The following is a 21,540-nucleotide window of genomic DNA, read 5'->3' as shown; positions in this document are numbered from 1 at the left end:
CAGAGGGCTAACTCAGAGTGGCTAACGAAGTGCGGCTAACGGAGTGCGGCCAACTCCGAGCTGACATTTGCGCGGGCGGCCGCTTCCCCTCTGCCTGCGCCATCGATGTGGCATAGACCTGTGGCCGATCGATCAGCGCGGCCATGATTTGCGTCCGACCGGCAGCAAACATGGCATCCGGCACGTGCGCATACTCGGTACGCACGTCACGCGCATACTCCGCATAGCGCCGTGGTGGAGCACTCAAGATCCACAAGTCCGCGTCGTTAAAGGCAGCGCTCAAGGCAGCTGAGACGTCGCCGCTGTCGATGCCGTCGTGGGTCACCGTCGCCAAGATGAGAGCCTCAACGGCGTCAACCACGTCATCATCGACGCCGAGCCGGTGCAGGTGATCGCGCGCTTTGGCAGCGCTGCGATATTCGTTGCTGCCAGCCTGGGCGCGGGGTTGTATTCAAGATCGTGAAACCACGCGGCGATGCGGGCTACTCGGTGCTCTGCCTCGGAGAGCGTGCCACTCAAGCAATCCAAAGCGGACAACATCTCGTGCAGGTGTTGCTCATTGTGATAGGCGCGATGCGACTCTGACCAGGCGCTCAGCAGCAATTCCAACTCGGCTTCCCAGAGTTGCTCACCGGCAACTGATGCGACGACAGCCATGTCGGCGAGCCAAGACTCGCGTGCCGCTTCGCTGGGGCTTAACTCAGCCATACCGGCCTAGCGGGTCGCCTGTCGCGACTGCCACAGCTTGATGAGACGGTCATCGCCCTTGGCCAGGGGAGTCTCAAAGACCTCGCCGTCATCCAGCACAACCGACATATGAGTGACCAGCGGGCCGGGGGCTGGGGCGAAACATCGGTAATGATCCGCCAGTCGATATCGGTGCTGCCACTCATCCCACTGACGATCTTGATGCCCTTGTCGTTGACCACCACGGCCTGCCGACGAGCGCGATAAACCTGCGAGAGCGCAACGGTGACCCAGCCTGCGGCAAAATCAAATCCACGATCCGCCTTCGTCGATGATGCTGGAGACTAGCCACAGCACAGCGATGATCGCTTGGACAACCCAGATAATCACGAGAAGGCGAGTGATCCCGGGGCGCAGCGTCTGGGGCGACATTTTGGTCCTTGATGTTGGCGAGCAGTGCACCTACGACGATACGGCAGAGACACTTCAGGCCATGCAGCCACCCTGGGGGCAGCCGCATGGCCTAAAGGTTGTTTCGTGCGGGACCTAGCTGCGCGAGGGCAGGGCGTCCTTTGCGCTCGAGGCAGCGTCCACCGCCAGAGACTTGGCGGACTTGCGAGCGTCCTTTGCCGACTGCTTGGCAGCCTTCTTAGCGCTCTTGGCAGCCGACTTGGCAGCACCAATGGCACCCTGGGTAGCCAGCGTGACGCCAGCGGCAACCAGCCAGGTGTCCTTGGCGATGCCAAGGCCATCCTGTGTTGGGCGGATGCCGTCTTCACGGGTCAGGCCGGGGACACGCAGGTAGACGCCGACCAGGCCGGTGCCAAAGGCAGCCAATGCGGTGCCAGCGACGGCAGAGGGGACCATCGGTGCCAGCAAGGCTGCGCCGAGAGCAACCTCGGGTAAGCCAGGACCTCGGTGAAGTCCTTGGGCTTAACGTTCTTCAAAAACGGGTAGGCCGTTGCAGCCATGCCGTGGGTGCCCTCGGCAGTCTCCTTATCGGCGCCGATCTTGCCCAGGCCCGAGTTGAGGATGAATGCGCCGGTAGCGACGCGAAGCGGGATGTGAGTGGGGTGCATGTGCGGCTCCTCTATAGAACATGGTCAGGTCTGATCGGGTCACGGCGATGCCGCCAGGTGACTCGTCTGCTCTGATCATCCCTATAGAGCGCCGATGTTTCCACTCCGGGGCCACATTCGGGGTGTCGCTAGGGCGTCAATTCGGCAGGCAAATCTTCGGTATGCAGCACGCTGAGCCCCGAAACGGCTCGCGTCAGCACGACATAAAGTCGGCGCAACCCGGTGCGTTGGTCTGGCTCAGCGCTGACAATATTGGCCGGCTCAACCACGATGACCTGGTCAAACTCCAGACCTTTCGACAGTGAGGCAGGCACGAGATGCAACCTGGGGGCAGGCTCTGCGCTTTCTTCTCGCCCAAGAATGTCGAACGAGCGGTCGCCGAGCGCGATCGCCAAGGATTCGATCTGTTGATCGCTGGCAATCACCCCAACGTGCCTTCGTGCTGCAACACGGCATCGACTTCGTCGGCCAGAGCATCGGTCAGAGTGCTCACTAGCCGGACATCGAGGCGACCGCGGTCCTGCCGCACCGAGATCGGCGACCCCAACTCTGGAGCAATCGTCGGCAACAGCTGAGCGGCATAGTCGATGACGGCCCCCGGCACTCGAAACCCCGATCGAGGACTTCAATATGTGCCTGTGGTGCGCCAAGGTGACCGAGTGCTTGTGTCCACGATGAGGTGGCCCACGGCGTGGTGCCTTGGGCTATATCGCCCAACACCGTCAACGACCCAGATGCAGCTCGCCGGCCGACAGCCCGCAATTGCATCTGGGACAGATCCTGAGCCTCATCGACGATCACGTGGCCCAAACTCGGGGTGCGGTCAATCAGGTCGGCCAATTCATCGAGCAAGACGGTGTCGGCTGCGCTCCATTTGGCGGCACCGGGTGTCTTGGCGGGTTTGGCCCACAGCAGCATCATCCGCTCTTCGGCGGTCAACACCTCGCCAGCGGCTTCGGCTAGTGCATCGCCATCCGCAAATAGGCGATGCAGCACGGCAGCGGGAGTCACTGTGGGCCAATGCTGGCCCACATAGTCACGCACTGGTTTGCTGCGGGCCACGGCCTGCTGCACTCGGTCATCAGGAGAGTCGCCCGCCTGCTCCATCTTGCGCAACACAGCATGGGCCAAACGCTGCGGAAACATCTCACGCGCAGCGTTGTAGGCGACCTGGCGCCCGGTGAGTTCGTCCATCACCTCAGCCACCGCATACGTCGGGACGCGCCATTTGCGCACGCCACGCGGCGCGACGAGGGGCTCTTGTGGTGTTTGCAGTCGTGACCAGAGGGCTTTGCGCAAAACGGCGGCCATTCGAGCATCGCCTTTGAGCGTCGCGACGGCTGGTTCGTCAACGCTGCGGACCGGTGCCAGTGCAGTCAAACCCTGCACGGAGGTATGCCGCACGCTGGCTTCGCCAAGGAGGGCAGGACGGCGCCGATATGGGCCAAGAACGTGTCATTGGGCCCGACGACCAGCACCCCGGATCGGCTCAATTTGTCACGGAACGCATAGAGCAGCCAGGCGGCTCGGTGCAGGCCAACGGCGGTCTTGCCGGTGCCCGGGGCGCCCTGAACGCAAACGCTCATCGAGGCATCGGCGCGGACGATGCTGTCCTGCTCAGGCTGGATCGTGGCGACGATGTCGCGCATCGGGCCTGAGCGGGGGCGCTCGATCTCGTGGGCCAGGATTTGGCTGTGCAGCGGCCCAGGCTGCTGGGGTTCGGCCTGGGCAGGATCGGCTAGGGGTTCATCTTCAAAGGCGGTGATGTTGCCGCCCTCGAGGCCAAACCGGCGGCGCAGCGCCACACCCATCGGCGCTTGCGGGCTGGCCCGATAAAACGCTGTCGAGACGTCAGCGCGCCAGTCGATGACCAGCGGGTCGCCGGCAGCATCAGAGACGTAGCGACGACCGACATACCAACGATGTTGCGGTTCTACATCGTCCAGGCTCGCGCCCGCCGCCACATCTAGCCGCCCAAAAGAGTGCGGTGCCAGGGTCATCGATCAGCGACTTTGCCCGAGCAGCAAGGATGATACCCAGCTGCTCCTCGGCGATTGCATCGCCGCCGCTGGCCTGCAGCGAGAGGGTGTGCTCACGCATTCGGGCTAGCTCAGCGCGAGCTTGCCGCAGATAGTTTGCTCGCTTTTCAGCTCTGCGGCAAAGGACATCCGCCTATTTAACCCTCGTCAGGCCGCGCATCCAACGTCACGGTGTAAGCATCCTCTTCACCGTCGCGGATGACGCCCAACTCGATCTCGTCACCCGTCGAGCGTTCGCGCACCTGAGCGACCAGGCTTTCAGCGCTGCCAACGCGCTCGCCATCGATGCGCACGATCACGTCACCCGTCTGCAGGCCGACCGACTCCGCGGGAGTGCCGGGCTCAACCGAGGTGACGCCAGCGCCGGCGAGGGTGGCACCGTCAACCTGCGAGCTGGCGTTGTTGAGACCGACTCCAGGAAGGCGTGCTCAGCCGTGCCGGTCTCAATGAGTTGATCAACGATGGAGTCCACTGACCGCATCGGGATCGCAAACCCAATGCCAATGCTGCCGCTCTGGCTCGAGCCATCTGAGAGCGAGGCGATTGCTGAGTTGATGCCGATCAACTCACCATCGTTGTTGACCAGCGCGCCGCCCGAGTTGCCAGGGTTGATCGCGGCACTCGTTTGGATGGCGTTGGTGACAGTGGCGCTGTTGGCCGAGGCAGACTGCGTCGACACCGGGCGGTCCAGCGCGCTGACGATGCCGGTGGTGACGGTGCCGGACAGGCCAAGCGGATTGCCGATCGCCATCACCGGGGCGCCAACGGCAATGTCGGTGCCGTCATTGGTTTCGATGGGGCGCAGATCTGCTGGCGGATCCGTGATCTGCAAGACCGCGAGGTCTGTGGATTCGTCTTCACCGGTGACTGCGGCGGCATACGTGCGGCCATCGGCCAACGTGATGGCCACTTCGGTGGCGCCAGCGATCACGTGTGCGTTGGTGACGACATGGCCCTCATCGTTCCAAATGACGCCCGAGCCAGCCCCGGCGCCCTGCTCGGAGGCGACATCGATGGAGACGACGCTAGGGCTGACGTTGGCCGCGACACCGTCCCAATCGCTGCTGCTGGTGTAGGAGGCAGGAGTCGCAGTGTTCGTCGAGCCGTCTGCTTCGACCACGACAGGCCCTACACCTGGGTCATCAAAGTTCATCACGGCATAGGTTCCACCGGAAGCCATCAGCGCCGAAAGGACACCAACGGCGGTGATGTCGAGCCAACGGCTGCGGGGGCGAACACCCTGGGGGTATGTCATCTGGTCCTCCTTGTGGAACAAGTCGCTTTCGGTTGGTCGGGGCCATCAAGGCACCGCCTGACCGTTAACTTCATTAGAACGTGGGGAGTTCTGTTTGCTCTGTGCTTCGCCTGTGATGTGGCTGGGTGGCGCGACGAAGCTGCGAGGGCAGGTGACTCAGCGAGGTGAGCGCAACGCTGCAGCGAGAGGCGGGCTTGCGCTGTGCAGCGGGCAGCTCGATCCGGAAGGTTGCGCCGCCACCGAAGGTGGGGATGTGCCGCACGGTGCCGTTGTGTCGGCCCATGATCGAGGCCACAATCGCAAGGCCTAGTCCGGTGCCGCCGTTGCCGCGGCTGCGGGCGGGGTCAGCCCGGAAGAAGCGCTCGAAAACTCGCTCGGCAGTCTCTGGGGTGAGGCCCTCACCATGGTCAATGACCTCAACGACGCCGCGACCGTTTTGCACACCAACGGCAACCTCAACGGGCGTGCCCGGATCCGTGTGCGCGATGGCATTGGCCACCAGATTGATCAGCACTTGGCGCAGCGCGTCGTCATCGCCATTGACCAGGGGTTGGCCGCCGCCAGTGCTCAGCGGCTCCATCCGGACCTCGCGGTCGGGAGTGCGCACTCGAGCATCCTGGACGACATCCGACACCAGCACATTGAGGTCGACCGGTTCGTTGGGCAACTCCGGGCCAGTGTCCCAGCGGGTCAGCGTGAGCAGGTCTTCGACCAGGCTGGTCATCCGGGTGGCTTCACTCTCGATGCGCTGCATGGCGCCAGCGACATCTTCGGGTTTGGTGACGCCACCGACTCGGTACAACTCCGCATACCCACGGACGGTGGCGAGCGGGGTGCGCAATTCGTGGCTGGCATCGGCCAAGAACTGACGCATCCGGCTTTCAGGTCTTTGCGGACGGTGAAGGCGCGCTCCAGGTTGGCCAACATGGCGTTGAGCGAAGTGGACAGGGATGCCACTTCGTCGTTTGCTTGCGACTCGTCGATGCGTCGAGTGAGGTCGCCGGCAGCGATCGCGGCAGCGGTGTCTTCGATTCGAGTCAATGGCCGGAAGGCGCGACGGACGGCGATCCAACTGAGCAGTGCAACGGCCATCAGCGTCGCGAAGCCGGTCAGGATGGTGAGCACCCACAACTGGGCAACGGTGCGATCCACGCTGTTCAGGGGTAGAGCGATAACGATCGTGCCGACTGTGCTGCCGGCATCAGCGGAGCTGGTTTGCACCTCGGCGCCAACGACGCGCCACCGGTCGCCGCCGTTGGTGACCATCGTGAAGGGGACTGCCCGATGCGCTCGTCATCAGGCAAAATGCCGGTCAGGTCAGGGCGGTCCAGTTGGCTATTTTGCTCAATGGCGATCTGGGAGCCGCCGCCCACCGGCGTGTAGAGCCCGACATAAGTGTTGGGCAGGTTGTAGGTCAGCGAGGAGCCGCCGCCGAAGGCCGACTGGTTGTAGGCCGCGTTGCCCAGCGGAGCCAGATATTGCTCCAGCTCAACGTCGACGCGATCAGTCAGGTAGTCGCGCAACAGGAATGTCGTCAGCGACGTGGTGATCAAATAGGCCACCAACACCATCAGCACCACCACAGCCACTAGCCGTTTGGTGAGCGACAGGGCGTGGAGGCGCTGGTAAGTGAACTTTTTTGCCGACCCGAGGCGGCTCATACGTCAGCTCCGGGAGCGCGCAGGACGTAACCGACGCCGCGTTTGGTGTGGATCAGCGGCTCGCCCTGGGTGTCGATCTTGCGACGCAGGTAGGAGATGTAGGACTCAACGATCCCCATCTCTCCGCGGAAGTCGTAGTCCCAGACATGGTCCAGGATTTGCGCCTTGGATAGCACGCGACCCGGGTTGAGCATCAGGTAACGCAGCAACTTGAACTCAGTGGGGGAGACCTCGATGACCCGGCCAGCGCGGCGCACCTCGTGGCTGTCGTCGTCCAACTCCAGGTCAGCAACGACGAGCGTGGTCTCTTCGGCTGGCTCAGCGTCCTGGGTGCGACGCAGCACGGCGCGGATGCGGGCCACGACCTCTTCGAGGCTGAATGGCTTGGTCACGTAGTCGTCGCCGCCGACAGTCAAGCCCTTGAGTTTGTCATCGAGGGAGTCACGCGCGGTGAGGAAGACGATGGGCAACTCGCGGCCACGTTCGCGCAAGCGGCGCGTCACGGTGAAGCCGTCCATGTCCGGCAGCATCACGTCCATGACGGCCAAATCTGGGTCGTGCTCTTCGGCGAGCTTGAGGGCTGTCGCGCCATCAGCGGCAGCGTGCACCTCAAACCCAGCAAACTTCAGGCTGGTAGCAAGCAGGTCGCGGATGTTGGTCTCATCCTCGACGACTAAGAGGGTCGCTTCAGTAGCACTCATACCCCCAGTGTGGACCTGTTGTCTGGGAGTCGTCTGGATGTCTGCTGGATGCGCTAGCGACTGAGCGGAAGTCGCCGTGTGCTCATGAAGCGCCGCTGAGTCCCATTAATCGGATCCGTGAAGGAGATCTCGGCTGCTAACAATTGCAGGGGCTGGCTGAAGTCGTCAACCGCTAACTCCAGGTCGACGGGATAGAGCGGATCGCCAACGATCGGGATGCCGAGACCGTTGAGATGCATCCGCAATTGGTGCGTGCGACCGGTGCGAGGGGTGAGGCGATAGACGCCAAAGTCATCGAGATGAGACTCCAGCGCAACATGCGTTTCGGCATTGATCAGGGCGCCCGGGAGGACCTGAGCGCTCGGCGCTCCACGAGGCTTGCTGATGTGATTGGCCACCGTGATCGGCAGCTCAAGGTCGTCGTGGATTGGCGCTAGCGCTCGGCACGTCTTTGTCATCCCGCCGTTTTGAAATAGCGATTGATAGGGCCCACGCCAGCGCTGCTGCGTCGCACAAACCAGCAACCCCGACGTGATCCGGTCGAGGCGATGCAGCGGGGTTAACTCGGGCAGTAATAGGTTGTCGCGCAGTCTGACCACGACGCTCTCGCGGATGTGTTGGCCACGAGGGATTGAGGACAAAAAGGCTGGCTTGTCGATGACAACCAGGCGGTCATCGCGATGCACGATCTCGATCTGGCCAGGCACCGGCGTCTCGTCCGGCAGATCCCGGTGGAACCAGACAAAGGTATGCGGTGTGTAGGGGGCGCGGTCTCGCACCGGCGAGCCATCGGCATACACAAATCGCTCTTCGCGCAAGAGCCGGGTGACCTCAACGCGCTCGGTTAGCTTGTCCCGGAGCCAGGCGCCCATCGATGGCCACGGCTGCGGCTGGGAGACGTCGCGATCAGGAGTGCAAACCCACGCCGCGGACAAGCCATAACGGGTTGGCAAAGGGGAGGGCGGCGGCATCGCTAAAGTATGAACCGACATGTTGTAGATACCCGTGACCGTAGCTGCAGCGCTGTTTCAGATTCTGCGCACGTCGCGGCAACACGAGTTGCGCGGGGTGCTCGACACCACGGCTGCCGGCTTCGTCCGCTTTGCGTATGGGGTGCCGCTGGCTCTGTTGGCCAATGTGATCTTCTTTGGGGTGCTGGGGCGCACGCTGCCGGGCATACCCGCCTCGTTTTGGCCGACCATCATTGCTGCGGGCATCTCGCAGATATTGGGCACGGTGGCCTTGCTGCAGGCGTTCAAGATGCGCGATTTTGCCGTGGGCACGGTTTACAGCAAAACCGAGGTGTTGATTGTCGCGTTGATGGGAGCCGTTGGCTTCGGCATTGCGCTGCGGCCTGGCGGCTGGATTGGCGTCATCTTGGTGACGGTCGGCGTCCTGATGCTCGCGGCCAAAGGCTCCTGGCGCACGATCATCGCGGGCTCGGGGGACCCGGCAGCCTGGATGGGCCTGCTAGCGGCAGCCGGGTTTGCTGGGGCAGCAGTCGGCATCGGCGCTGCCTCGCAATCGCTGACTGGAGCGCCAGCCTTTGACCGTGCGCTGTTCACCATGGCGATCCTTCTGACGACCCAGACGCTCATCAACGGGGCCTGGCTTGTCTTCACGGACCCATCTCAGTTGAGGCGAGTCGCGCGAGCTTGGCGACCGGCCATCTGGGTCGGGCTTTTAGCCTGTTGGGCTCCTTGTGCTGGGCGTGGGGGTTCACGCTGGAGAGCGCGGTAAAGGTGCGCACGTTGGGCCAGATCGAGCTGATCATGGCGTTTGTGATCGCCCGATTCACCCTGAACGAAAAACACCAACGCGCCGACTACATAGCCAGCGCGTTGGTGTTGATCGGGGTCGTCTTAGTCACGCTGTTGGGCTAGCTGTTCTTCCCCGTGAGGTTGTGAACGCGGTCTGAGGGTGTTTGGCCGTCGATGCCGGTGTGGGGTCTGTGGTGATTGTAGTGATGGATCCAGTCTTGGTAGGTCGCTGCTCGGTCTTCGTCGCTCGCGTATGAGGCGGCGTAGGCCCACTCGGCAGCGAGGGTGCGGTTGAAGCGTTCGACTTTGCCGTTGGTCTGGGGCCGGTAGGGCCGAGTCCATCGGTGTTTGATCGTGCCGAGCGCAGCAGCGAAGTCGCGGGAGCGGTAGCAGGAGCCGTTGTCGGTCATCACGGCCGTCACCGTGATCCCCGCGGCTGGAAGAACGCGTTGGCGCGTTCCCAGAACGCGGAGGCGGTCTCTTTGCGTTCGTCGTCGAGGATCTCCGAATAGGCCAGCCGGGAGTGGTCGTCGACGGCGTGGTGGAGGAACGCGTAGCCGCGTCCCTTCTTCTTGTTGTTGCGGTTCCCGGCTTGCCGCCCCAACATGCGATGCCCGCCCCCGTCGGGGATGCGGCCCTGCTTCTTGATATCCACGTGCACGAGCTGACCCGGCTCAGCGAGCTCGTAACGGATCGGCTTCGCCCTCCGCACCCGGACACCGCTCGACTGATCGATATGGGTCAGCAACGGCATCCGAAAGCGGGCGAGGACCCGTCCGACAGTTGATCGATGCAGCCGGAGATGAAACGCGATCCGGTGCGGTCCCCACCGGCGGTTGACCCGCAATCCGACGATTCGCCGTTCGACGCGCTGCGGGAGACGCGAGGGCGACGTCCGGGGTCGGGAGCTGCGATCGACCAAGGATGCCCCGACCCGATAGCGGTCGGCCCACCGTTTCGCCGTCGCCGGTGAACACTGAAACCGTTCCGCGGCCCGACGAAGGGACCAACCCCGATCAACGATCAGGACCGCGAGACGACGACGCCCTTCCGGCGTCAAGGAGCGTTAGCGTGAGTCACGAAGACCTCCGTGTTTGGACAGTGAGTGTGGTAACCCACATCCTGCACGGAGGTCTTCGCTATCTCAGACGTTCACAACCTGCCGGGGAAGAACAGCTAGCACCCGGCTTCAACGTGTCGAGATCGTCAGCGTCGATGATCCGATAGGCATAACCCTGCTCGGCCAAGAAGCGCTGGCGGTGCGCCGCAAACTCAGAGTCCACGGTGTCGCGCGCGACGATCGTGTAGAAGTGCGCGGTGCGGCCATCACCCTGGGGCGAAGCACGCGTCCCAAGCGCTGTGCTTCCTCCTGGCGGGAGCCAAAGTGCCCGAGACCTGGATGGCCACCGAGGCTTCTGGCAGGTCAATCGAGAAGTTGGCGACCTTGAAACGACCAGCAAGCTGATCTCCCCGGTGCGGAACTCCTGGAACAACTTTTGTCGCTCGGCCACCGTCGTTGCTCCGGTGATCATCGGGGCGCCCAGCGACTCGGCCAGCTTGTCGAGTTGATCGAGATATTGACCGATCACCAAGGTCTGCTCGCCTTGATGCTTCTTGACGAGCTCGGCCACGACGCCATCCTTCACCGCCGCAGTCGAGGCAAACCGGTAGCGCTCTTCCGGCTCAGCCACCGCATACGCCATCCGCAGCGCATCGGGAAGTGAGACCCGCACCTCGACACAGTCGGCCGGCGCAATGTAGCCCTGCGCCTCAATGTCCTTCCACGGTGCGTCAAACCGCTTGGGGCCAATGAGGGAGAACACGTCGGACTCGCGGCCGTCCTCGCGCACCAGCGTCGCCGTGAGGCCGAGGCGTCGACGTGCCTGCAAATCAGCCGTCATCCGAAAAATCGGGGCCGGCAAAGGTGCACCTCGTCATACAAAACGAGGCCCCAGTCGCGAGCATCCAGCAGGTCAAGGTGGGGGTAGATGCCCTTTCGCTTCAGCGTGAGCACCTGATAGGTCGCAATGGTGACGGGGCGAATTTCCTTGCGAGCGCCGGAGTATTCGCCGATCTCGTCCTCGGTCAGCGAAGTGCGCTTCAGCAACTCTTCGCGCCACTGGCGAGCCGAGACCGTGTTGGTCACCAAGATCAGCGTCGTAGTCTTCGACTTGGCCATCGCCGCCGCACCGACCAGCGTCTTGCCAGCGCCACAGGGCAGCACGACCACGCCGGAGCCACCGTCCCAAAACCGTTAACTGCCTGCTCTTGGTATGGCCGCAGTGCCCAACCATCCAGGTCAAGGGAGATGTCGTGGGCTTCGCCGTTGACGTAGCCCGCGAGGTCTTCGGCGGGCCAGCCAATCTTGACGAGCTCTTGTTTGAGGTGGCCGCGCTCGGAGGGTGCACGCGCACGGTGTCGTCGTCGATCCGGTCGCCGATCAGCGGCTTGATCTTCTTGTGGCGAAGCACCTCGGTCAACACAGCGCGATCAGTAGTGCGCAAATTAACGTCGACTCGCCATTGACCTCTTCGCGGTCCATCGTGAGTCGGCCATAGCGGGCCATCGTTTCGGCGACATCGACCAGAAGGGCGTTCGGCACTGGGAAGCGCGAGTGCTTGACCAGCGCGTCGACAACTTGCTCGGCATCGTGGCCGGCCGCGCGGGCGTTCCAGAGGCCAAGCGGGGTGATGCGATAGGTATGCACGTGCTCGGGGCACGCTCCAACTCGGCAAACGGCGCAATGGCGCGGCGGGCCGGCTCAGAGTCGGGGTGGTCAACCTCGAGCAGAAGGGTCTTATCGGACTGGACAATCAGTGGGCCATTCATCAGGGGTATAACGCTATCTGCTGGTCTGCCTGTTCCCACCATGTGCCTTTCATCTGCCATATAACGCGAAATTTTGGGCACATGGCAGATGAGTCGGCACATGTGGCGCCATCGCGGCACACCGCAAAGCAGCCGCAAAGCAGAGCGCAAAGCAGCCGCAAAGTGCGATTCGCACTAATGAGCCCGATACGCGTGTTTGAACCCGCGAATCGAGCGCAAAAGTGCGAATCGCGATTTTGGTGGGCGGGGCTGGACGCGAGCGGGCGGGCTAGACGCGAGTGGCCGGCTCGCAGCGAAGGGGGATCGACTCAGATCGGCCACTGGGCGTATGGTTTAAGTCAAGAACGCGCTCCGGGGTCGGTGTAAGTCCGAACCGGTGGTGATAGTCCACGACCCAATCGCAGCCAGCGGTTGGTTGACCTGGTGAAACTCCAGGACCGACGGTTAAAGTCCGGATGGTAGGTAGCGCGAAGAGTGGCGACAGGTGTGGTCTATCTGCACCCGCGGTCACTCTTGGCACCTATGTGCAGACCCCGGGTGAGATGACTCCTTCGGAAGGTTGGCCGGTGACCACAGACACCTCCTGGCTTGAGCAAGCCCTTGATGCTGCCCTGCTGGGCCCTGAATCCGACCCCAACCCTCGCGTCGGCGCCATCGTCCTCGACGCCGAGGGCCAAGTCGCTGGGGTTGGCCACCACCGTGGCGCTGGCACCGTGCATGCCGAGGTCGACGCTTTGCGGCAGGCGGGCCGCGGGCAGCCGGGGGCACCGCATACATCACGCTTGAGCCCTGTGCCCACCACGGCAGGACCGCACCGTGCGCCGAGGCGTTGCAAGAAGCGGGCATTGCTCGAGTTGTGTATGCCGTCTCTGACCCCACGGCCGAGGCTGGCGGAGGTGGCGTCAAGCTCCAGCACAGTGGTCTAGAGGTCGAGCAAGTGCACTTGCCAGCGGCCGAAGAACTCGTTGAGCACTGGGCGCTCGCAGTCCGGCTGGGGCGCCCTGGGTCACCGTCAAAATGGCGAGCACGCTCGATGGCCGCATCGCCGCAGCCGATGGCAGCAGCGCCTGGATCACCTCGCCCGAAGCTCGCGCTGATGGCCACAAACTGCGGGCCGTGAGTGGCGCGATCATGGTGGGCACGGGCACGATCGCTGCCGACAACCCCTCACTCACTGCCCGGTATGACGACGGTGACCTGCTCGAACGCCAACCGTTGCGGGTGGTGATTGGGCAGCGGCCTCTCACCGGAGACGTCAAGGTCGTCAACGAGGATGCGCCAACAAAGCACTTCCAGACTCACGATGTGGCTGCGGTGCTGCGGGAGCTGTTTGGCAATGGCATCCGACGGGTCTTAGTCGAAGGCGGCCCCACCCTCATCGCGGCGCTTTGGCAGGCCGGGCTTGTCGATGAAGTCGTTAACTACATAGCCCCGGCGCTGCTCGGCGACGGCCCAAGCGCCATCTCCGGCCTAGGGATCGACTCAATGGACGGCATCGCTCGGCTCGACCTTGTCGATGTCCAGCGAGTCGGCTCAGACGTGCGCCTCACCTCGCGCCCGCGCTCAGCACACAACCACCAGCACTGAATCTCGGAGTGGCTAATGTTCACCGGCATTGTTGAAGAACTTGGCGAAATCGTGGCGATCACGCCGCACGACGACTCAAGCCAAATCCGCATCCGCGGGCCGTTGGTCACCAGCGACGCAGGCCACGGTGAGTCGATCGCCGTCAACGGCGTCTGCCTGACCGTCACCGAGCACGGCGATGGCGAGTTCAGCACCGACGTGATGGCCGAAACACTCAACGCCAGCAGCATCGGTGACCTGACAGTCGGCTCGCCGGTCAACCTCGAGCGGGCCCTGCGCAGCGATGGCCGGTTTGGCGGACACGTCGTGCAAGGCCACGTCGACACGACCGCGCAACTACTCAGCCGAGTGCCCGGCGACCGCTGGGAAGTGCTCACCTTTGCTCTGCCAAGCGATATTGCTCGGTATGTGGTGCGCAAGGGCTCCATCACGCTCGACGGCGTCTCGCTGACGGTTGCAGACCTGACGGAGGGGACCTTTTCCGTCTCACTGATCCCGACCACCCTGGACTTGACCACCCTGGGCAAACGCGAAGTCGGCGAACGCGTCAACGTTGAGGTCGACGTGCTGGCTAAATATGTGGAACGGCTGATCAGCCAGGAGGCCAATCATGACTACGCAGATCGTTGAGCAGGCGCTGCAGTCTCTGCGTGAAGGGCGACCGGTGCTCGTCCTTGACGATGCCAGCCGCGAAAACGAAGGCGACGTCATCTTGGCCGCCCAGACGATCACGCCAGCCTGGATGGGGTGGACGATCCGGCATACCTCGGGATATGTGTGTGCTCCGATGCCGGCGAGTTGGGCTGACCGATTGCAACTGCCGCTGATGGTCGTCAACAACGCCGACCCGTTCCGCACGGCCTACACCGTCACGGTGGACGCGGTCGTGGGTGTGAGCACCGGCATCAGTGCTACCGACCGCGCTCGCACCGTGTCGCTGTTGGGGGCGTCCGACACTGTCGCCGGTGACCTGATCCGGCCTGGCCACGTCGTCCCGTTGCGGGCCCGCGACGGTGGAGTGCTCGAGCGCCCCGGACACACCGAGACGGCCGTTGACCTGTGCCGACTGGCGGGGCTGACCCCGGTTGGTGCTATCGCTGAACTCGTCGATGACGAAGGCGAAATGCTGCGCGCCCCAGAGGTTGAGGCCCTCGGCCGGGAGTTTGACCTCGTGGTGCTCACCGTGGCAGATCTCATCAACTATCGGCGCCAGCGCGAGATGCCGACAGCAAAGACCCAAACACCGCAGCGTGACAGAGCAGGGAGCACAGTATGAGTGGAGCAGGAGCACCAACCTTCGCCGTCAGTGGACATGATCTGCGAGTTGCAGTGGTGTCCGCCTCATGGCACACCGAGGTCATGGATGGCCTGCGCGCCGGGGCTGATCGCGGCCTTGAGGATGCCGGCGTCACTGAGGTCACCCGCGTCGTGGTGCCGGGCAGCTTCGAGTTGCCAGTGGCTTGCGCGCGGTTGGCGAAGAGCGGCAATTTGACGCCGTTGTCGCCCTCGGGGTCGTTATCCGTGGCGGCACGCCGCACTTTGAGTATGTCTGCCAAGCAGCCACTCAGGGGCTGACGCAGGTCTCGACCGACACCGGCATACCCGTTGGTTTGGCCTTTGACCTGCGATGACGAGCAGCAAGCGCTTGACCGTGCTGGCTTGCCCGACTCGCGCGAGGACAAGGGCCACGAGGCAGTGACGGCTGCCGTCGCCACGGCCGTGACGCTGCGCGATCTCTAACAAGTGGCAGGCTGAGGCTATGACGCTGCCAATGGTGGAGCCGCAAGCCGGGATGCCCGATGAGGTCACGATCTATGAGGTCGGGCCGCGCGACGGGCTGCAAAACGAGTCACTGGCGGTGCCGACTGAGGTCAAAGCCGAGTTCATCAATCGGCTGATCGCGGCTGGCCTGCAGACGGTGGAGATCACCTCGATGGTGCCGCACAAGTGGGTGCCACAACTGGGGGACGCCGAAGAACTGCTGGCTCAACTCGGCTCGGCTGGTTTGGGGCGGCAACGGCCTGTGCTGGTGCCCAATGAGCGTGGCCTGGACCGGGCTCTCGAGCGAGGGGTGAGTGCGATTGCTGTCTTTGGTAGCGCCACCGAAACCTTTGCCCGCAAAACCTGAACCGCAGCGTCGATGAGTCGCTGGAGATGTTCGCACCGGTTGTTCGGCGGGCGCTCGATGGTGGGGCCTGGGTCCGCGGCTATGTCTCGATGTGTTTCGGCGACCCGTGGGAAGGGCCAGTGCCGATCGATCAGGTCATTGACGTCTGCTCACGCCTGATGGATCTGGGTTGTGACCAACTGTCTTTGGGGACACCATCGGTGTCGCGACGCCTGGGCATGTGCTGCGACTGCTCGATCGACTGGATGATGCAGGCATCGGGCCAGATCAAGTCGGGGTGCACTTCCACGACACCTACGGGCAGGCGCTCTCCAACACGTACGCGGCGCTCGGCCGTGGTGTGCGGGTGTTCGATGCGTCTACTGGCGGCCTGGGCGGATGCCCCTACGCCAAATCAGCCACTGGCAACCTCGCCAGTGAAGACCTGGTGTGGATGCTCGATGGTCTTGGTATTCGGCATGGGGCTGACCTTGCCGCCCTGGTCGAGACCAGCACCTGGATGTCCACGAAGCTCAACAAGCCACCTGCCAGCCGGGTCGTGAAGGCGCTCGCCGGGAGTTAGCCCGGCGTTGGGTCTAGGGCCAGGCGCTCAGGATGTCGCCGACTCCCTCGACAATCTGTGCGCCAGCACTATCGAGAACGCCTCGCGTCTTGGGAGCCTTCTGAATCCAATGGTCCTTGGCGATTTCCTCGGCCCGGGTATATATAGCGGCTGAGTCTTCGGCCGGGAAGAGTGTGGCCAGTTTGCGGACCGTCAACAACAAGGCGATCAGCGTGGCCTCGCGATAGTCCGGCTCACGCTGATCGCGCAGCACTTGCAGTAGCCCTGCACGCACCTGGCTCTCGTGCTCGCCGTTGAGTTCTGGCATTCGAGAACTGAGTGGTTGGCGAGTGACGTAGCCCCGGCCGCTAACCGCTTTGCCAGGGGCTTCTGGTGCTTTGTCCGGCGCAACCGCAGAATGGCTGGTTCAGGTGCATGGCCGTCGGCTGCATTTCGCGGTTTGATCAGGATCGGGTCAAGCCCTGGGGAGATGGCGCGCGCACGCAGTAAGAAGGTCGACGGATTGACCGGATTGTCCACGGCTTCCATAGCACCCGAGAGCACGAGATCAACGATCATCGCTGAGGCGATGATCCTGGTTTGCTCTGAGTCGTTGACGAGACTCTTCCCGTTGGCCTCGTTGAGGATGAGCAGGTAGACATCTTCAGCGACCAGCGTCTGTGGTGGTAGCAGCGAAGGGTTCATGGCATTCCGACGCATCCTCAACGGTAGCGGTTCCCGGCCCATGCCTGTCAGTGCCAGGGCTTACGGTGGGGTTATGGATTCAGGGATTAACCGCGAACATATGGACACCGCAGTCCGGCCAGCCGATGACCTCTTTGGGCACGTCAATGGTGGATGGATCGCCAACACTGAGATTCCGAGCGACCGGGGGCGCTACGGGTCATTCGACATGCTGCGCGAAGCAGCCGAGAGCAACGTCAAGCAACTTATTGAAGAAGCGGCTGCAGCCTCGCCTGACCCGCAAAGCGCTGCGGGCAAGGTGGGGGCGCTCTACGCCAGTTTTATGGACACCGACAGGCTGGCTGAGTTGGGCGCTGCACCGCTCACGGCTGACCTTAAGCTGATCAAGTCAGTCGCTTCGCCCAGCGATGTCGTGCGCACCTCGGCCATTCTGCAGCGGCACGGCATTGGCGGGCTGGCGCACATGTGGGTGACCGCAGACGCCAGCAGCCCCGAGGACTACGTCGCCTACCTGCACCAGGGCGGCATCGGCCTGCCCGATGAGGCGTATTACTTCGACGACGAGCACGCCGAGGTTCGTGAGGCATACAAGAAGTTCGTCGCAGAGCTCTTGGAATTGGCTGCCCCGGCGCTGGAGCAAGCCGGTCTCGACCTGGGGAAGACCCTGTGGGTCGTGTGTATGCGTTACAGGAGCGCATCGCGAAGTCGCACCGAGACCGCGTCGCTTCACGAGACGCAGTGAAGTCCTTCAACAAGGTCAGTGCGTCGGAGTTAGCTGATCTGACACCTGGCTGGGACTGGGCTGCCTGGGCGGAAGGCTTGGGCGCACCAGATGGCGCGTTCGCTCACGTGGTGGCGCGTCAACCTGAGGCGCTGACGGCGATTGCTCACGAGGTGACCAACACCCCGGTGGCCGACTGGCAGGCCTTCTTCGTGGTGGACCTGCTGGAGTCAGCTGCTCCCTTCTTGAGCGATGACTTCGTCGAGGTCAACTTCGACTTCAACGGTCGCACGTTGAGTGGCACCCCGGAGATCCGTGCCCGCTGGAAGCGCGGCGTTGGCTTGGTCGAGGGACACCTTGGTGAGGCTGCCGGTGAGATGTATGTCGCTCGCCACTACCCGGATGAGGCTCGTGAGCGGATGCAAGAGCTGGTGACCAACGTGCTGGAGGCCTTTCGGCGCCGGATCACTGACATGGAGTGGATGGGTCTCGAAACCCGCGAGCGAGCACTCGAAAAGCTCGATGCTTTCCGACCCAAGATTGGTCACCCGCCGACCTTCCGCGACTACTCCGACCTGGCTATCGAAGCCGACGACCTCTGGGGGAACGTCAAGCGTGGCAACGCCTTTGAGAACGCGCGTGACTTGGCCAAATTGGCGGTGAGATCGACCGTGATGAGTGGCTGATGACCCCGCAGACGGTTAACGCTTACTACCACCCGATGCTTAACGAGATCGTCTTCCCCGCGGCCATTCTGCAGCCACCGTTCTTCAACGTTGATGCCGATGACGCGGTGAACTATGGCGGCATCGGTGCGGTGATTGCGCACGAGATCGGTCACGGCTTTGATGACCAAGGCTCGCGCTATGCCGGTGATGGGTCACTCACCGACTGGTGGACTGAGGCAGACCGTTCGGCTTTTGATGAGCGTGCGCAAAGGCTGATCGCGCAGTTCAGCGAGTTGTCACCCCGTGAGGTGCCAGGCTCCACGGTCAATGGCGGGCTGACCGTCGGCGAAAATATTGGTGACCTATGCGGGCTGGAGATGTCGCTTTCGGCCTACCTGCTGGCAGCGGGCGAGGAAGCGCCACAGATTGACGGCCTCACCGGCGTGCAGCGCTTCTTTATGGGCTACGCCGCCGTCTGGCAGGGCAAGGCACGCGTCGAAGAGGCCAAGCGACTGCTCTCAGTTGACCCGCACGCGCCCGCAGACCTGAGAGGCAACACCGTCCGCAACGTCGATGCCTTCCACGAAGCCTTTGAGACAGCGCCGGGCGATGGGCTCTGGGTTGAGCCAGCTGACCGGGTGCGCATCTTCTAGAGCACGAGAATCTCTAGGTAGCGGTTGGGCTGGGCGGCATTAACGCTCACCCCAGCCGCCACGCGTTCCTAGGCCTACTGGCCTCGATGTTCAGTCCAGTGCTTATCGAGCCACTTGACCTGGCTGTCCCGAAGGCGCAACTGCAGCGGTTCATCGTGGAGTTGAGCATATTGAGGAAATTTCTCCAGCCACGGGGCAACGTCGATCCGCAAACTGCGCGGTCGCACCGCCAGCATGCCGTCGTCGAATAGTCGGTGGATGTCGCGGCGAAGCATCAAGCCACCATGTTCAAAGTGCGTGCCTAACTGGGCATAGCTGTAGAGGTGACCGGCTTCTAACACCTGGGCGGGTGCGGCACCGGTAAACGCACACAGGTTGCCCTGGGCCTTGAGTAGGTGCTCACGGAATCGCATTTGGCCTCGACGGACCCGGACCAATTCCTCAGTGAATCCTTGCGGTGCCAGGTTTAGAAGAGTCTCAGGTCGCCAGTGGAAATCAACACGGGCAGTTACACGGTCGACCGCATGAGTGACGCGCTCGTGCCCCAGGGCCCGACGAAGCGCGTCCCAATTCAGCGGACGCATGGCGTTGATGTCCCCACTGTTGACCGCGCACGCACGCAGTGCTTGTTCGTCCAGGACTCCTTCCAGCGAAACCCATGCCGCGTCATACCTTGCTCGGTATAGCTTCACCTCGGTGGTGCTACTGACTGGCTCGTTGAACTCGACGTTGCACTTCATGCAGCGGTACTTGGGGATTTTGTCTTGCGTGGGCTGATCCGTGTCCGGTTGCAGTTGGGGCAGCGGTGGAGCAGTTTGGGCCCGGATGAAGTCTCGATGTCCTCAATGACCGAGATCCCCAGCAAGCGCCGTTTATCCCACAACGCGATGGGGTCGCCAATCTCGACCTTTGAGTAGTTCGGAACGTTGCTGTCCCATGAGTAATACGCGTCGTGCTGGTCGTCATAGCCAGCATTGCCGCCGTGGCCGCGGTTGTCTCCCGCAGCCATGAGTAGCCACGCTCGTTGTGGCTCCCTGCTGTCCATACAGGCCAGCTTGGCACAGGCTGGCTAGCTCAGTTGAGTAAACCCTCACCCGTGTTAGGACGAGCGGCGCACAATCTTGTGGTCTTCGCCCAGGATCAGATACTCCATCTCCTCATCGCTGACCTTGGCCGAGGCGCTACGTCGCGATGCGAAGAAGATGAGACCCAGCACGACCCATACGCCGAGCGCCACCAAGGAGGGAGTGCTCAAGTGTGCAGGTGATCCGGGCACCATCAGCAACAGGAAGAATGACGTGCCGGTCATGGCTCCCAGAGCGGCAAGCACCTTCTTGGTTGTTGAACGCACTTCAGCCGGCACGCCCGGTTCTGCCGGGGCATTCGACCAGCGGAACAGTTTGAAGGCGGCCAAACACGTGTAGGTGTAGGCGATGGTCACGCCGATTGAACTCATGTCGACGACCCACAGCAGCGCCTCGCGGCCAAACCATGGGGCGATCAGGGTGATGGCGCAAACAAAAATGATGGCGGTCACGGGTGCTTTGCCTGGGCCACGTAGCGTCGAGAAGGCACCAGGGATGGCCTTGGCTCGCCCCATCGCAAAGAGCAGCCGACTAGCCGAGACATAGAAGCCGTTGAGTCCAGTCGAGACTCCCATCGAAACGCCGACTGCCAGAGTCAGTAGGCCGAGGTTGCCAAAGTGAGGCCAACCCGTCCGCCGTGCCCCAGGCTGGCTCGCTGGCGACCAGTTCCGTCCACGGGATGGCCGCCGCCGTGGCCAACACCATCGCGACATAGATAGCGGCCGCAGCCAAGATGGCCATCACGATCAGGCCGAAAGCCTTAGCTGGCGGGAAGTCGAACTCTTCGGCTGCCTGCGGGACGTTGTCGAAGCCGACGTAGGCCCAGGGCGCGATGGCGACGATAGCCAGGATGGCCGATACGGGCGCGACTTGCGTCGGGAAGGACGGCGACAGGTTAGACAGGGTGTGCCGGGGTGGAGCAAGACGCCGGCCACGATGAAACCGACAGCGATCAACATGACGACACAGAACGCATATTGCAAGCGCCCCGACATCGAGGAGCCACGAGTGTTGAGCAAGGCAAAGCCGATGAGAGCCAGGCTCGCGACAAACACCTCGCCTAGATACACCTGCCAGCCGGCGATCTCCCATAGCGGCACCCACTCAACGAGCCACGGGACCATGCGACGAAACAGCAGCGCTAGTGCCGAGGCGTTGAGCGCGACAATCGAGGTGTAGCCGAGCGTCAAAAACCAACCGCAAATGAACGCGTGAATGCGGCCGAAGGCCGTGAACGTGTAGGCGTATTCGCCACCGGACACCGGGAACGTGCGGATCAACAGCCCATAACTGACGGCGATCAGACACATCAGCGCGGCTCCGATGAGAAGCCCGAGGATGGTTCCCATTGGCCCCGCGGTCGCGAGCCAATCGGTCGGCAGGACGAAAGCGCCCCAACCTACGGCTGACCCCAAGCGATCGCCCAAACCCATTGAGGTTT

31 protein-coding genes, 6 pseudogenes and 1 riboswitch are annotated in these 21,540 nt (G+C 62.9%); of the genes and pseudogenes, 12 read left to right on the top strand and 25 right to left on the bottom strand.

Annotation, left to right across the window (positions count from 1 at the left end):
- Positions 1-7: 7 nt before the first annotated feature.
- The 15 genes and pseudogenes from L0A91_RS09160 to L0A91_RS09095 all read right to left on the bottom strand — a co-directional run bounded on the left by L0A91_RS09160 (position 8) and on the right by L0A91_RS09095 (position 8,294).
- Positions 8-361 carry a hypothetical protein gene (locus L0A91_RS09160; RefSeq protein ID WP_235244021.1) on the bottom strand — a complete coding sequence of 118 codons (354 nt, stop codon included), beginning with the start codon at positions 359-361 and terminating at the stop codon, positions 8-10.
- A complete protein-coding gene (locus L0A91_RS09155) occupies positions 322-708 on the bottom strand; it encodes a hypothetical protein (RefSeq protein WP_235244020.1) in 387 nt (128 codons plus the stop codon). Before L0A91_RS09155 ends, L0A91_RS09160 begins: the two co-directional genes overlap by 40 nt.
- 285 nt (positions 709-993) lie before the next feature.
- Positions 994-1,119, bottom strand: a complete 126-nt coding sequence (locus tag L0A91_RS17455; protein ID WP_260115173.1) for a hypothetical protein — start codon at positions 1,117-1,119, stop codon at positions 994-996.
- 114 nt (positions 1,120-1,233) lie between these two features.
- On the bottom strand, positions 1,234-1,554 hold the full coding sequence (locus L0A91_RS09150; RefSeq protein ID WP_235244019.1) for a hypothetical protein: 321 nt from the start codon (positions 1,552-1,554) through the stop codon (positions 1,234-1,236).
- Positions 1,470-1,766, bottom strand: coding sequence for a hypothetical protein (locus L0A91_RS09145; protein ID WP_235244018.1), 297 nt, complete (start codon positions 1,764-1,766; stop codon positions 1,470-1,472). The genes L0A91_RS09150 and L0A91_RS09145 overlap by 85 nt, the downstream gene beginning before the upstream one ends.
- Positions 1,767-1,894: 128 nt before the next feature.
- On the bottom strand, positions 1,895-2,191 hold the full coding sequence (locus L0A91_RS09140; protein ID WP_235244017.1) for a hypothetical protein: 297 nt from the start codon (positions 2,189-2,191) through the stop codon (positions 1,895-1,897).
- 67 nt (positions 2,192-2,258) lie between these two features.
- Positions 2,259-3,146 carry a hypothetical protein gene (locus tag L0A91_RS09135; protein ID WP_235244015.1) on the bottom strand — a complete coding sequence of 296 codons (888 nt, stop codon included), beginning with the start codon at positions 3,144-3,146 and terminating at the stop codon, positions 2,259-2,261.
- A complete protein-coding gene (locus L0A91_RS09130) occupies positions 3,143-3,766 on the bottom strand; it encodes a hypothetical protein (protein WP_235244013.1) in 624 nt (207 codons plus the stop codon). Before L0A91_RS09130 ends, L0A91_RS09135 begins: the two co-directional genes overlap by 4 nt.
- Before the next feature lie 176 nt (positions 3,767-3,942).
- Positions 3,943-4,158, bottom strand: a pseudogene (locus tag L0A91_RS09125) (PDZ domain-containing protein); the annotation flags it as partial.
- Positions 4,101-4,958 carry a S1C family serine protease gene (locus L0A91_RS09120; RefSeq protein WP_235246585.1) on the bottom strand — a complete coding sequence of 286 codons (858 nt, stop codon included), beginning with the start codon at positions 4,956-4,958 and terminating at the stop codon, positions 4,101-4,103. The gene L0A91_RS09120 and the pseudogene L0A91_RS09125, both read right to left, overlap by 58 nt.
- Before the next feature lie 175 nt (positions 4,959-5,133).
- Entirely contained in the window at positions 5,134-5,934 is an 801-nt protein-coding gene (locus L0A91_RS09115) for a cell wall metabolism sensor histidine kinase WalK (RefSeq protein WP_235244011.1), read from the bottom strand.
- Positions 5,935-5,981: 47 nt separating this feature from the next.
- Positions 5,982-6,152: pseudogene (locus L0A91_RS09110) on the bottom strand (HAMP domain-containing protein); the annotation flags it as partial.
- A 65-nt stretch (positions 6,153-6,217) separates the two neighbouring features.
- Positions 6,218-6,721, bottom strand: coding sequence for a hypothetical protein (locus tag L0A91_RS09105; protein ID WP_235244009.1), 504 nt, complete (start codon positions 6,719-6,721; stop codon positions 6,218-6,220).
- Positions 6,718-7,422 (bottom strand): response regulator transcription factor, encoded by a 705-nt coding sequence (locus L0A91_RS09100; RefSeq protein ID WP_235244007.1) that lies wholly within the window; start codon positions 7,420-7,422, stop codon positions 6,718-6,720. The genes L0A91_RS09105 and L0A91_RS09100 overlap by 4 nt, the downstream gene beginning before the upstream one ends.
- Positions 7,423-7,475: 53 nt before the next feature.
- The gene (locus L0A91_RS09095; protein ID WP_235244005.1) at positions 7,476-8,294 is read right to left on the bottom strand and encodes a pseudouridine synthase; all 819 of its coding nucleotides are present in this window, start codon (positions 8,292-8,294) and stop codon (positions 7,476-7,478) included.
- A 133-nt stretch (positions 8,295-8,427) separates the two neighbouring features.
- Here L0A91_RS09095 and L0A91_RS09090 point away from each other — a divergent pair, with 133 nt between their 5' ends.
- Together L0A91_RS09090 and L0A91_RS09085 are read left to right on the top strand one after the other, a co-directional pair.
- Positions 8,428-9,162 carry a hypothetical protein gene (locus L0A91_RS09090; protein WP_235244003.1) on the top strand — a complete coding sequence of 245 codons (735 nt, stop codon included), beginning with the start codon at positions 8,428-8,430 and terminating at the stop codon, positions 9,160-9,162.
- Positions 9,078-9,305, top strand: coding sequence for an EamA family transporter (locus tag L0A91_RS09085; protein WP_311197752.1), 228 nt, complete (start codon positions 9,078-9,080; stop codon positions 9,303-9,305). The genes L0A91_RS09090 and L0A91_RS09085 overlap by 85 nt, the downstream gene beginning before the upstream one ends.
- On the opposite strand, the pseudogene L0A91_RS09080 reads toward L0A91_RS09085, so the two are convergent.
- The 4 genes and pseudogenes from L0A91_RS09080 to L0A91_RS09065 form a co-directional block, all read right to left on the bottom strand.
- Positions 9,302-10,262: pseudogene (locus tag L0A91_RS09080) on the bottom strand (IS481 family transposase). The gene L0A91_RS09085 and the pseudogene L0A91_RS09080 overlap by 4 nt on opposite strands.
- A 59-nt stretch (positions 10,263-10,321) precedes the next feature.
- A complete protein-coding gene (locus L0A91_RS09075; RefSeq protein ID WP_235244001.1) occupies positions 10,322-11,104 on the bottom strand; it encodes a DEAD/DEAH box helicase in 783 nt (260 codons plus the stop codon).
- A complete protein-coding gene (locus tag L0A91_RS09070; RefSeq protein WP_235243999.1) occupies positions 11,080-11,412 on the bottom strand; it encodes a DEAD/DEAH box helicase family protein in 333 nt (110 codons plus the stop codon). The genes L0A91_RS09075 and L0A91_RS09070 overlap by 25 nt, the downstream gene beginning before the upstream one ends.
- A 246-nt stretch (positions 11,413-11,658) precedes the next feature.
- Entirely contained in the window at positions 11,659-11,889 is a 231-nt protein-coding gene (locus L0A91_RS09065; RefSeq protein WP_235243997.1) for a helicase-associated domain-containing protein, read from the bottom strand.
- 464 nt (positions 11,890-12,353) lie between these two features.
- Positions 12,354-12,484: riboswitch (FMN riboswitch) on the top strand.
- Between L0A91_RS09065 and L0A91_RS09060 the strand changes: the two are divergent.
- The 6 genes and pseudogenes from L0A91_RS09060 to L0A91_RS09035 all read left to right on the top strand — a co-directional run bounded on the left by L0A91_RS09060 (position 12,467) and on the right by L0A91_RS09035 (position 16,288).
- Positions 12,467-13,131: pseudogene (locus L0A91_RS09060) on the top strand (bifunctional diaminohydroxyphosphoribosylaminopyrimidine deaminase/5-amino-6-(5-phosphoribosylamino)uracil reductase RibD). Its footprint overlaps the riboswitch before it by 18 nt.
- The gene (locus tag L0A91_RS09055; protein WP_235243995.1) at positions 13,029-13,598 is read left to right on the top strand and encodes a RibD family protein; all 570 of its coding nucleotides are present in this window, start codon (positions 13,029-13,031) and stop codon (positions 13,596-13,598) included. The pseudogene L0A91_RS09060 and the gene L0A91_RS09055 overlap by 103 nt, the downstream one beginning before the upstream one ends.
- A gap of 15 nt (positions 13,599-13,613) precedes the next feature.
- On the top strand, positions 13,614-14,228 hold the full coding sequence (locus tag L0A91_RS09050; RefSeq protein WP_235243993.1) for a riboflavin synthase: 615 nt from the start codon (positions 13,614-13,616) through the stop codon (positions 14,226-14,228).
- Positions 14,209-14,874 (top strand): 3,4-dihydroxy-2-butanone-4-phosphate synthase, encoded by a 666-nt coding sequence (gene ribB, locus L0A91_RS09045; RefSeq protein ID WP_311197749.1) that lies wholly within the window; start codon positions 14,209-14,211, stop codon positions 14,872-14,874. The genes L0A91_RS09050 and ribB overlap by 20 nt, the downstream gene beginning before the upstream one ends.
- Positions 14,871-15,338 (top strand): annotated as a pseudogene (ribH, locus tag L0A91_RS09040) (6,7-dimethyl-8-ribityllumazine synthase). Before ribB ends, ribH begins: the two are co-directional and overlap by 4 nt.
- A 19-nt stretch (positions 15,339-15,357) precedes the next feature.
- Positions 15,358-16,288 (top strand): annotated as a pseudogene (locus L0A91_RS09035) (hydroxymethylglutaryl-CoA lyase).
- A gap of 13 nt (positions 16,289-16,301) precedes the next feature.
- On the opposite strand, the gene L0A91_RS09030 reads toward L0A91_RS09035, so the two are convergent.
- Positions 16,302-16,595: a GPP34 family phosphoprotein gene (locus L0A91_RS09030; protein WP_235243991.1), complete on the bottom strand. Its 294-nt coding sequence runs from the start codon at positions 16,593-16,595 to the stop codon at positions 16,302-16,304.
- 162 nt (positions 16,596-16,757) lie between these two features.
- Between L0A91_RS09030 and L0A91_RS09025 the strand changes: the two genes are divergently transcribed.
- The 4 genes from L0A91_RS09025 to L0A91_RS18910 all read left to right on the top strand — a co-directional run bounded on the left by L0A91_RS09025 (position 16,758) and on the right by L0A91_RS18910 (position 19,014).
- Positions 16,758-16,925: a hypothetical protein gene (locus L0A91_RS09025; protein ID WP_235243989.1), complete on the top strand. Its 168-nt coding sequence runs from the start codon at positions 16,758-16,760 to the stop codon at positions 16,923-16,925.
- A 120-nt stretch (positions 16,926-17,045) separates the two neighbouring features.
- Positions 17,046-17,714: a hypothetical protein gene (locus tag L0A91_RS18920; protein WP_311197748.1), complete on the top strand. Its 669-nt coding sequence runs from the start codon at positions 17,046-17,048 to the stop codon at positions 17,712-17,714.
- Entirely contained in the window at positions 17,639-18,379 is a 741-nt protein-coding gene (locus tag L0A91_RS18915) for a hypothetical protein (protein WP_311197747.1), read from the top strand. Before L0A91_RS18920 ends, L0A91_RS18915 begins: the two co-directional genes overlap by 76 nt.
- The gene (locus tag L0A91_RS18910) at positions 18,379-19,014 is read left to right on the top strand and encodes a M13-type metalloendopeptidase (protein WP_311197746.1); all 636 of its coding nucleotides are present in this window, start codon (positions 18,379-18,381) and stop codon (positions 19,012-19,014) included. Before L0A91_RS18915 ends, L0A91_RS18910 begins: the two co-directional genes overlap by 1 nt.
- A 74-nt stretch (positions 19,015-19,088) precedes the next feature.
- On the opposite strand, the gene L0A91_RS09015 is transcribed toward L0A91_RS18910, so the two are convergent.
- The 5 genes from L0A91_RS09015 to L0A91_RS17440 all read right to left on the bottom strand — a co-directional run bounded on the left by L0A91_RS09015 (position 19,089) and on the right by L0A91_RS17440 (position 21,532).
- On the bottom strand, positions 19,089-19,754 hold the full coding sequence (locus L0A91_RS09015; RefSeq protein WP_235243987.1) for an HNH endonuclease signature motif containing protein: 666 nt from the start codon (positions 19,752-19,754) through the stop codon (positions 19,089-19,091).
- Complete coding sequence (locus L0A91_RS09010; RefSeq protein ID WP_235243985.1) at positions 19,751-20,023, bottom strand: hypothetical protein; 273 nt, start codon at positions 20,021-20,023, stop codon at positions 19,751-19,753. Before L0A91_RS09010 ends, L0A91_RS09015 begins: the two co-directional genes overlap by 4 nt.
- A 90-nt stretch (positions 20,024-20,113) precedes the next feature.
- Complete coding sequence (locus L0A91_RS17450; protein WP_260115172.1) at positions 20,114-20,674, bottom strand: amino acid permease; 561 nt, start codon at positions 20,672-20,674, stop codon at positions 20,114-20,116.
- Entirely contained in the window at positions 20,631-20,933 is a 303-nt protein-coding gene (locus L0A91_RS17445) for a hypothetical protein (RefSeq protein WP_260115332.1), read from the bottom strand. The genes L0A91_RS17450 and L0A91_RS17445 overlap by 44 nt, the downstream gene beginning before the upstream one ends.
- The gene (locus tag L0A91_RS17440; RefSeq protein WP_260115171.1) at positions 20,846-21,532 is read right to left on the bottom strand and encodes an APC family permease; all 687 of its coding nucleotides are present in this window, start codon (positions 21,530-21,532) and stop codon (positions 20,846-20,848) included. The genes L0A91_RS17445 and L0A91_RS17440 overlap by 88 nt, the downstream gene beginning before the upstream one ends.
- Positions 21,533-21,540 lie beyond the last annotated feature (8 nt).

Source organism: Ornithinimicrobium sp. INDO-MA30-4 (assembly GCF_021535045.1).
In the GTDB taxonomy this organism is placed as follows: Bacteria; Actinomycetota; Actinomycetes; order Actinomycetales; family Dermatophilaceae; genus Ornithinicoccus.
This window is presented reverse-complemented; position numbering and strand designations above follow the sequence as displayed.

Coding starts and splice junctions, on each gene's coding strand:
- L0A91_RS09025 (WP_235243989.1), top strand. CDS start 16,758: ATGGCGCGCGCACGCAGTAAGAAGGTCGACGGATTGACCGGATTGTCC.
- L0A91_RS09100 (WP_235244007.1), bottom strand. CDS start 7,422: ATGAGTGCTACTGAAGCGACCCTCTTAGTCGTCGAGGATGAGACCAAC.
- L0A91_RS09150 (WP_235244019.1), bottom strand. CDS start 1,554: ATGGTCCCCTCTGCCGTCGCTGGCACCGCATTGGCTGCCTTTGGCACC.
- L0A91_RS09155 (WP_235244020.1), bottom strand. CDS start 708: ATGGCTGAGTTAAGCCCCAGCGAAGCGGCACGCGAGTCTTGGCTCGCC.
- L0A91_RS09055 (WP_235243995.1), top strand. CDS start 13,029: ATGGCGAGCACGCTCGATGGCCGCATCGCCGCAGCCGATGGCAGCAGC.
- L0A91_RS17450 (WP_260115172.1), bottom strand. CDS start 20,674: ATGGGAGTCTCGACTGGACTCAACGGCTTCTATGTCTCGGCTAGTCGG.
- L0A91_RS09015 (WP_235243987.1), bottom strand. CDS start 19,754: ATGAAGTGCAACGTCGAGTTCAACGAGCCAGTCAGTAGCACCACCGAG.
- L0A91_RS09145 (WP_235244018.1), bottom strand. CDS start 1,766: ATGCACCCCACTCACATCCCGCTTCGCGTCGCTACCGGCGCATTCATC.
- L0A91_RS09010 (WP_235243985.1), bottom strand. CDS start 20,023: ATGGCTGCGGGAGACAACCGCGGCCACGGCGGCAATGCTGGCTATGAC.
- L0A91_RS09130 (WP_235244013.1), bottom strand. CDS start 3,766: ATGACCCTGGCACCGCACTCTTTTGGGCGGCTAGATGTGGCGGCGGGC.
- L0A91_RS17455 (WP_260115173.1), bottom strand. CDS start 1,119: ATGTCGCCCCAGACGCTGCGCCCCGGGATCACTCGCCTTCTCGTGATT.
- L0A91_RS09105 (WP_235244009.1), bottom strand. CDS start 6,721: ATGAGCCGCCTCGGGTCGGCAAAAAAGTTCACTTACCAGCGCCTCCAC.
- L0A91_RS09050 (WP_235243993.1), top strand. CDS start 13,614: ATGTTCACCGGCATTGTTGAAGAACTTGGCGAAATCGTGGCGATCACG.
- ribB (WP_311197749.1), top strand. CDS start 14,209: ATGACTACGCAGATCGTTGAGCAGGCGCTGCAGTCTCTGCGTGAAGGG.
- L0A91_RS09030 (WP_235243991.1), bottom strand. CDS start 16,595: ATGCCAGAACTCAACGGCGAGCACGAGAGCCAGGTGCGTGCAGGGCTA.
- L0A91_RS09120 (WP_235246585.1), bottom strand. CDS start 4,958: ATGAACTTTGATGACCCAGGTGTAGGGCCTGTCGTGGTCGAAGCAGAC.
- L0A91_RS18920 (WP_311197748.1), top strand. CDS start 17,046: ATGGATTCAGGGATTAACCGCGAACATATGGACACCGCAGTCCGGCCA.
- L0A91_RS17440 (WP_260115171.1), bottom strand. CDS start 21,532: ATGGGTTTGGGCGATCGCTTGGGGTCAGCCGTAGGTTGGGGCGCTTTC.
- L0A91_RS09095 (WP_235244005.1), bottom strand. CDS start 8,294: ATGGGCGCCTGGCTCCGGGACAAGCTAACCGAGCGCGTTGAGGTCACC.
- L0A91_RS09115 (WP_235244011.1), bottom strand. CDS start 5,934: ATGCGTCAGTTCTTGGCCGATGCCAGCCACGAATTGCGCACCCCGCTC.
- L0A91_RS18910 (WP_311197746.1), top strand. CDS start 18,379: ATGACCCCGCAGACGGTTAACGCTTACTACCACCCGATGCTTAACGAG.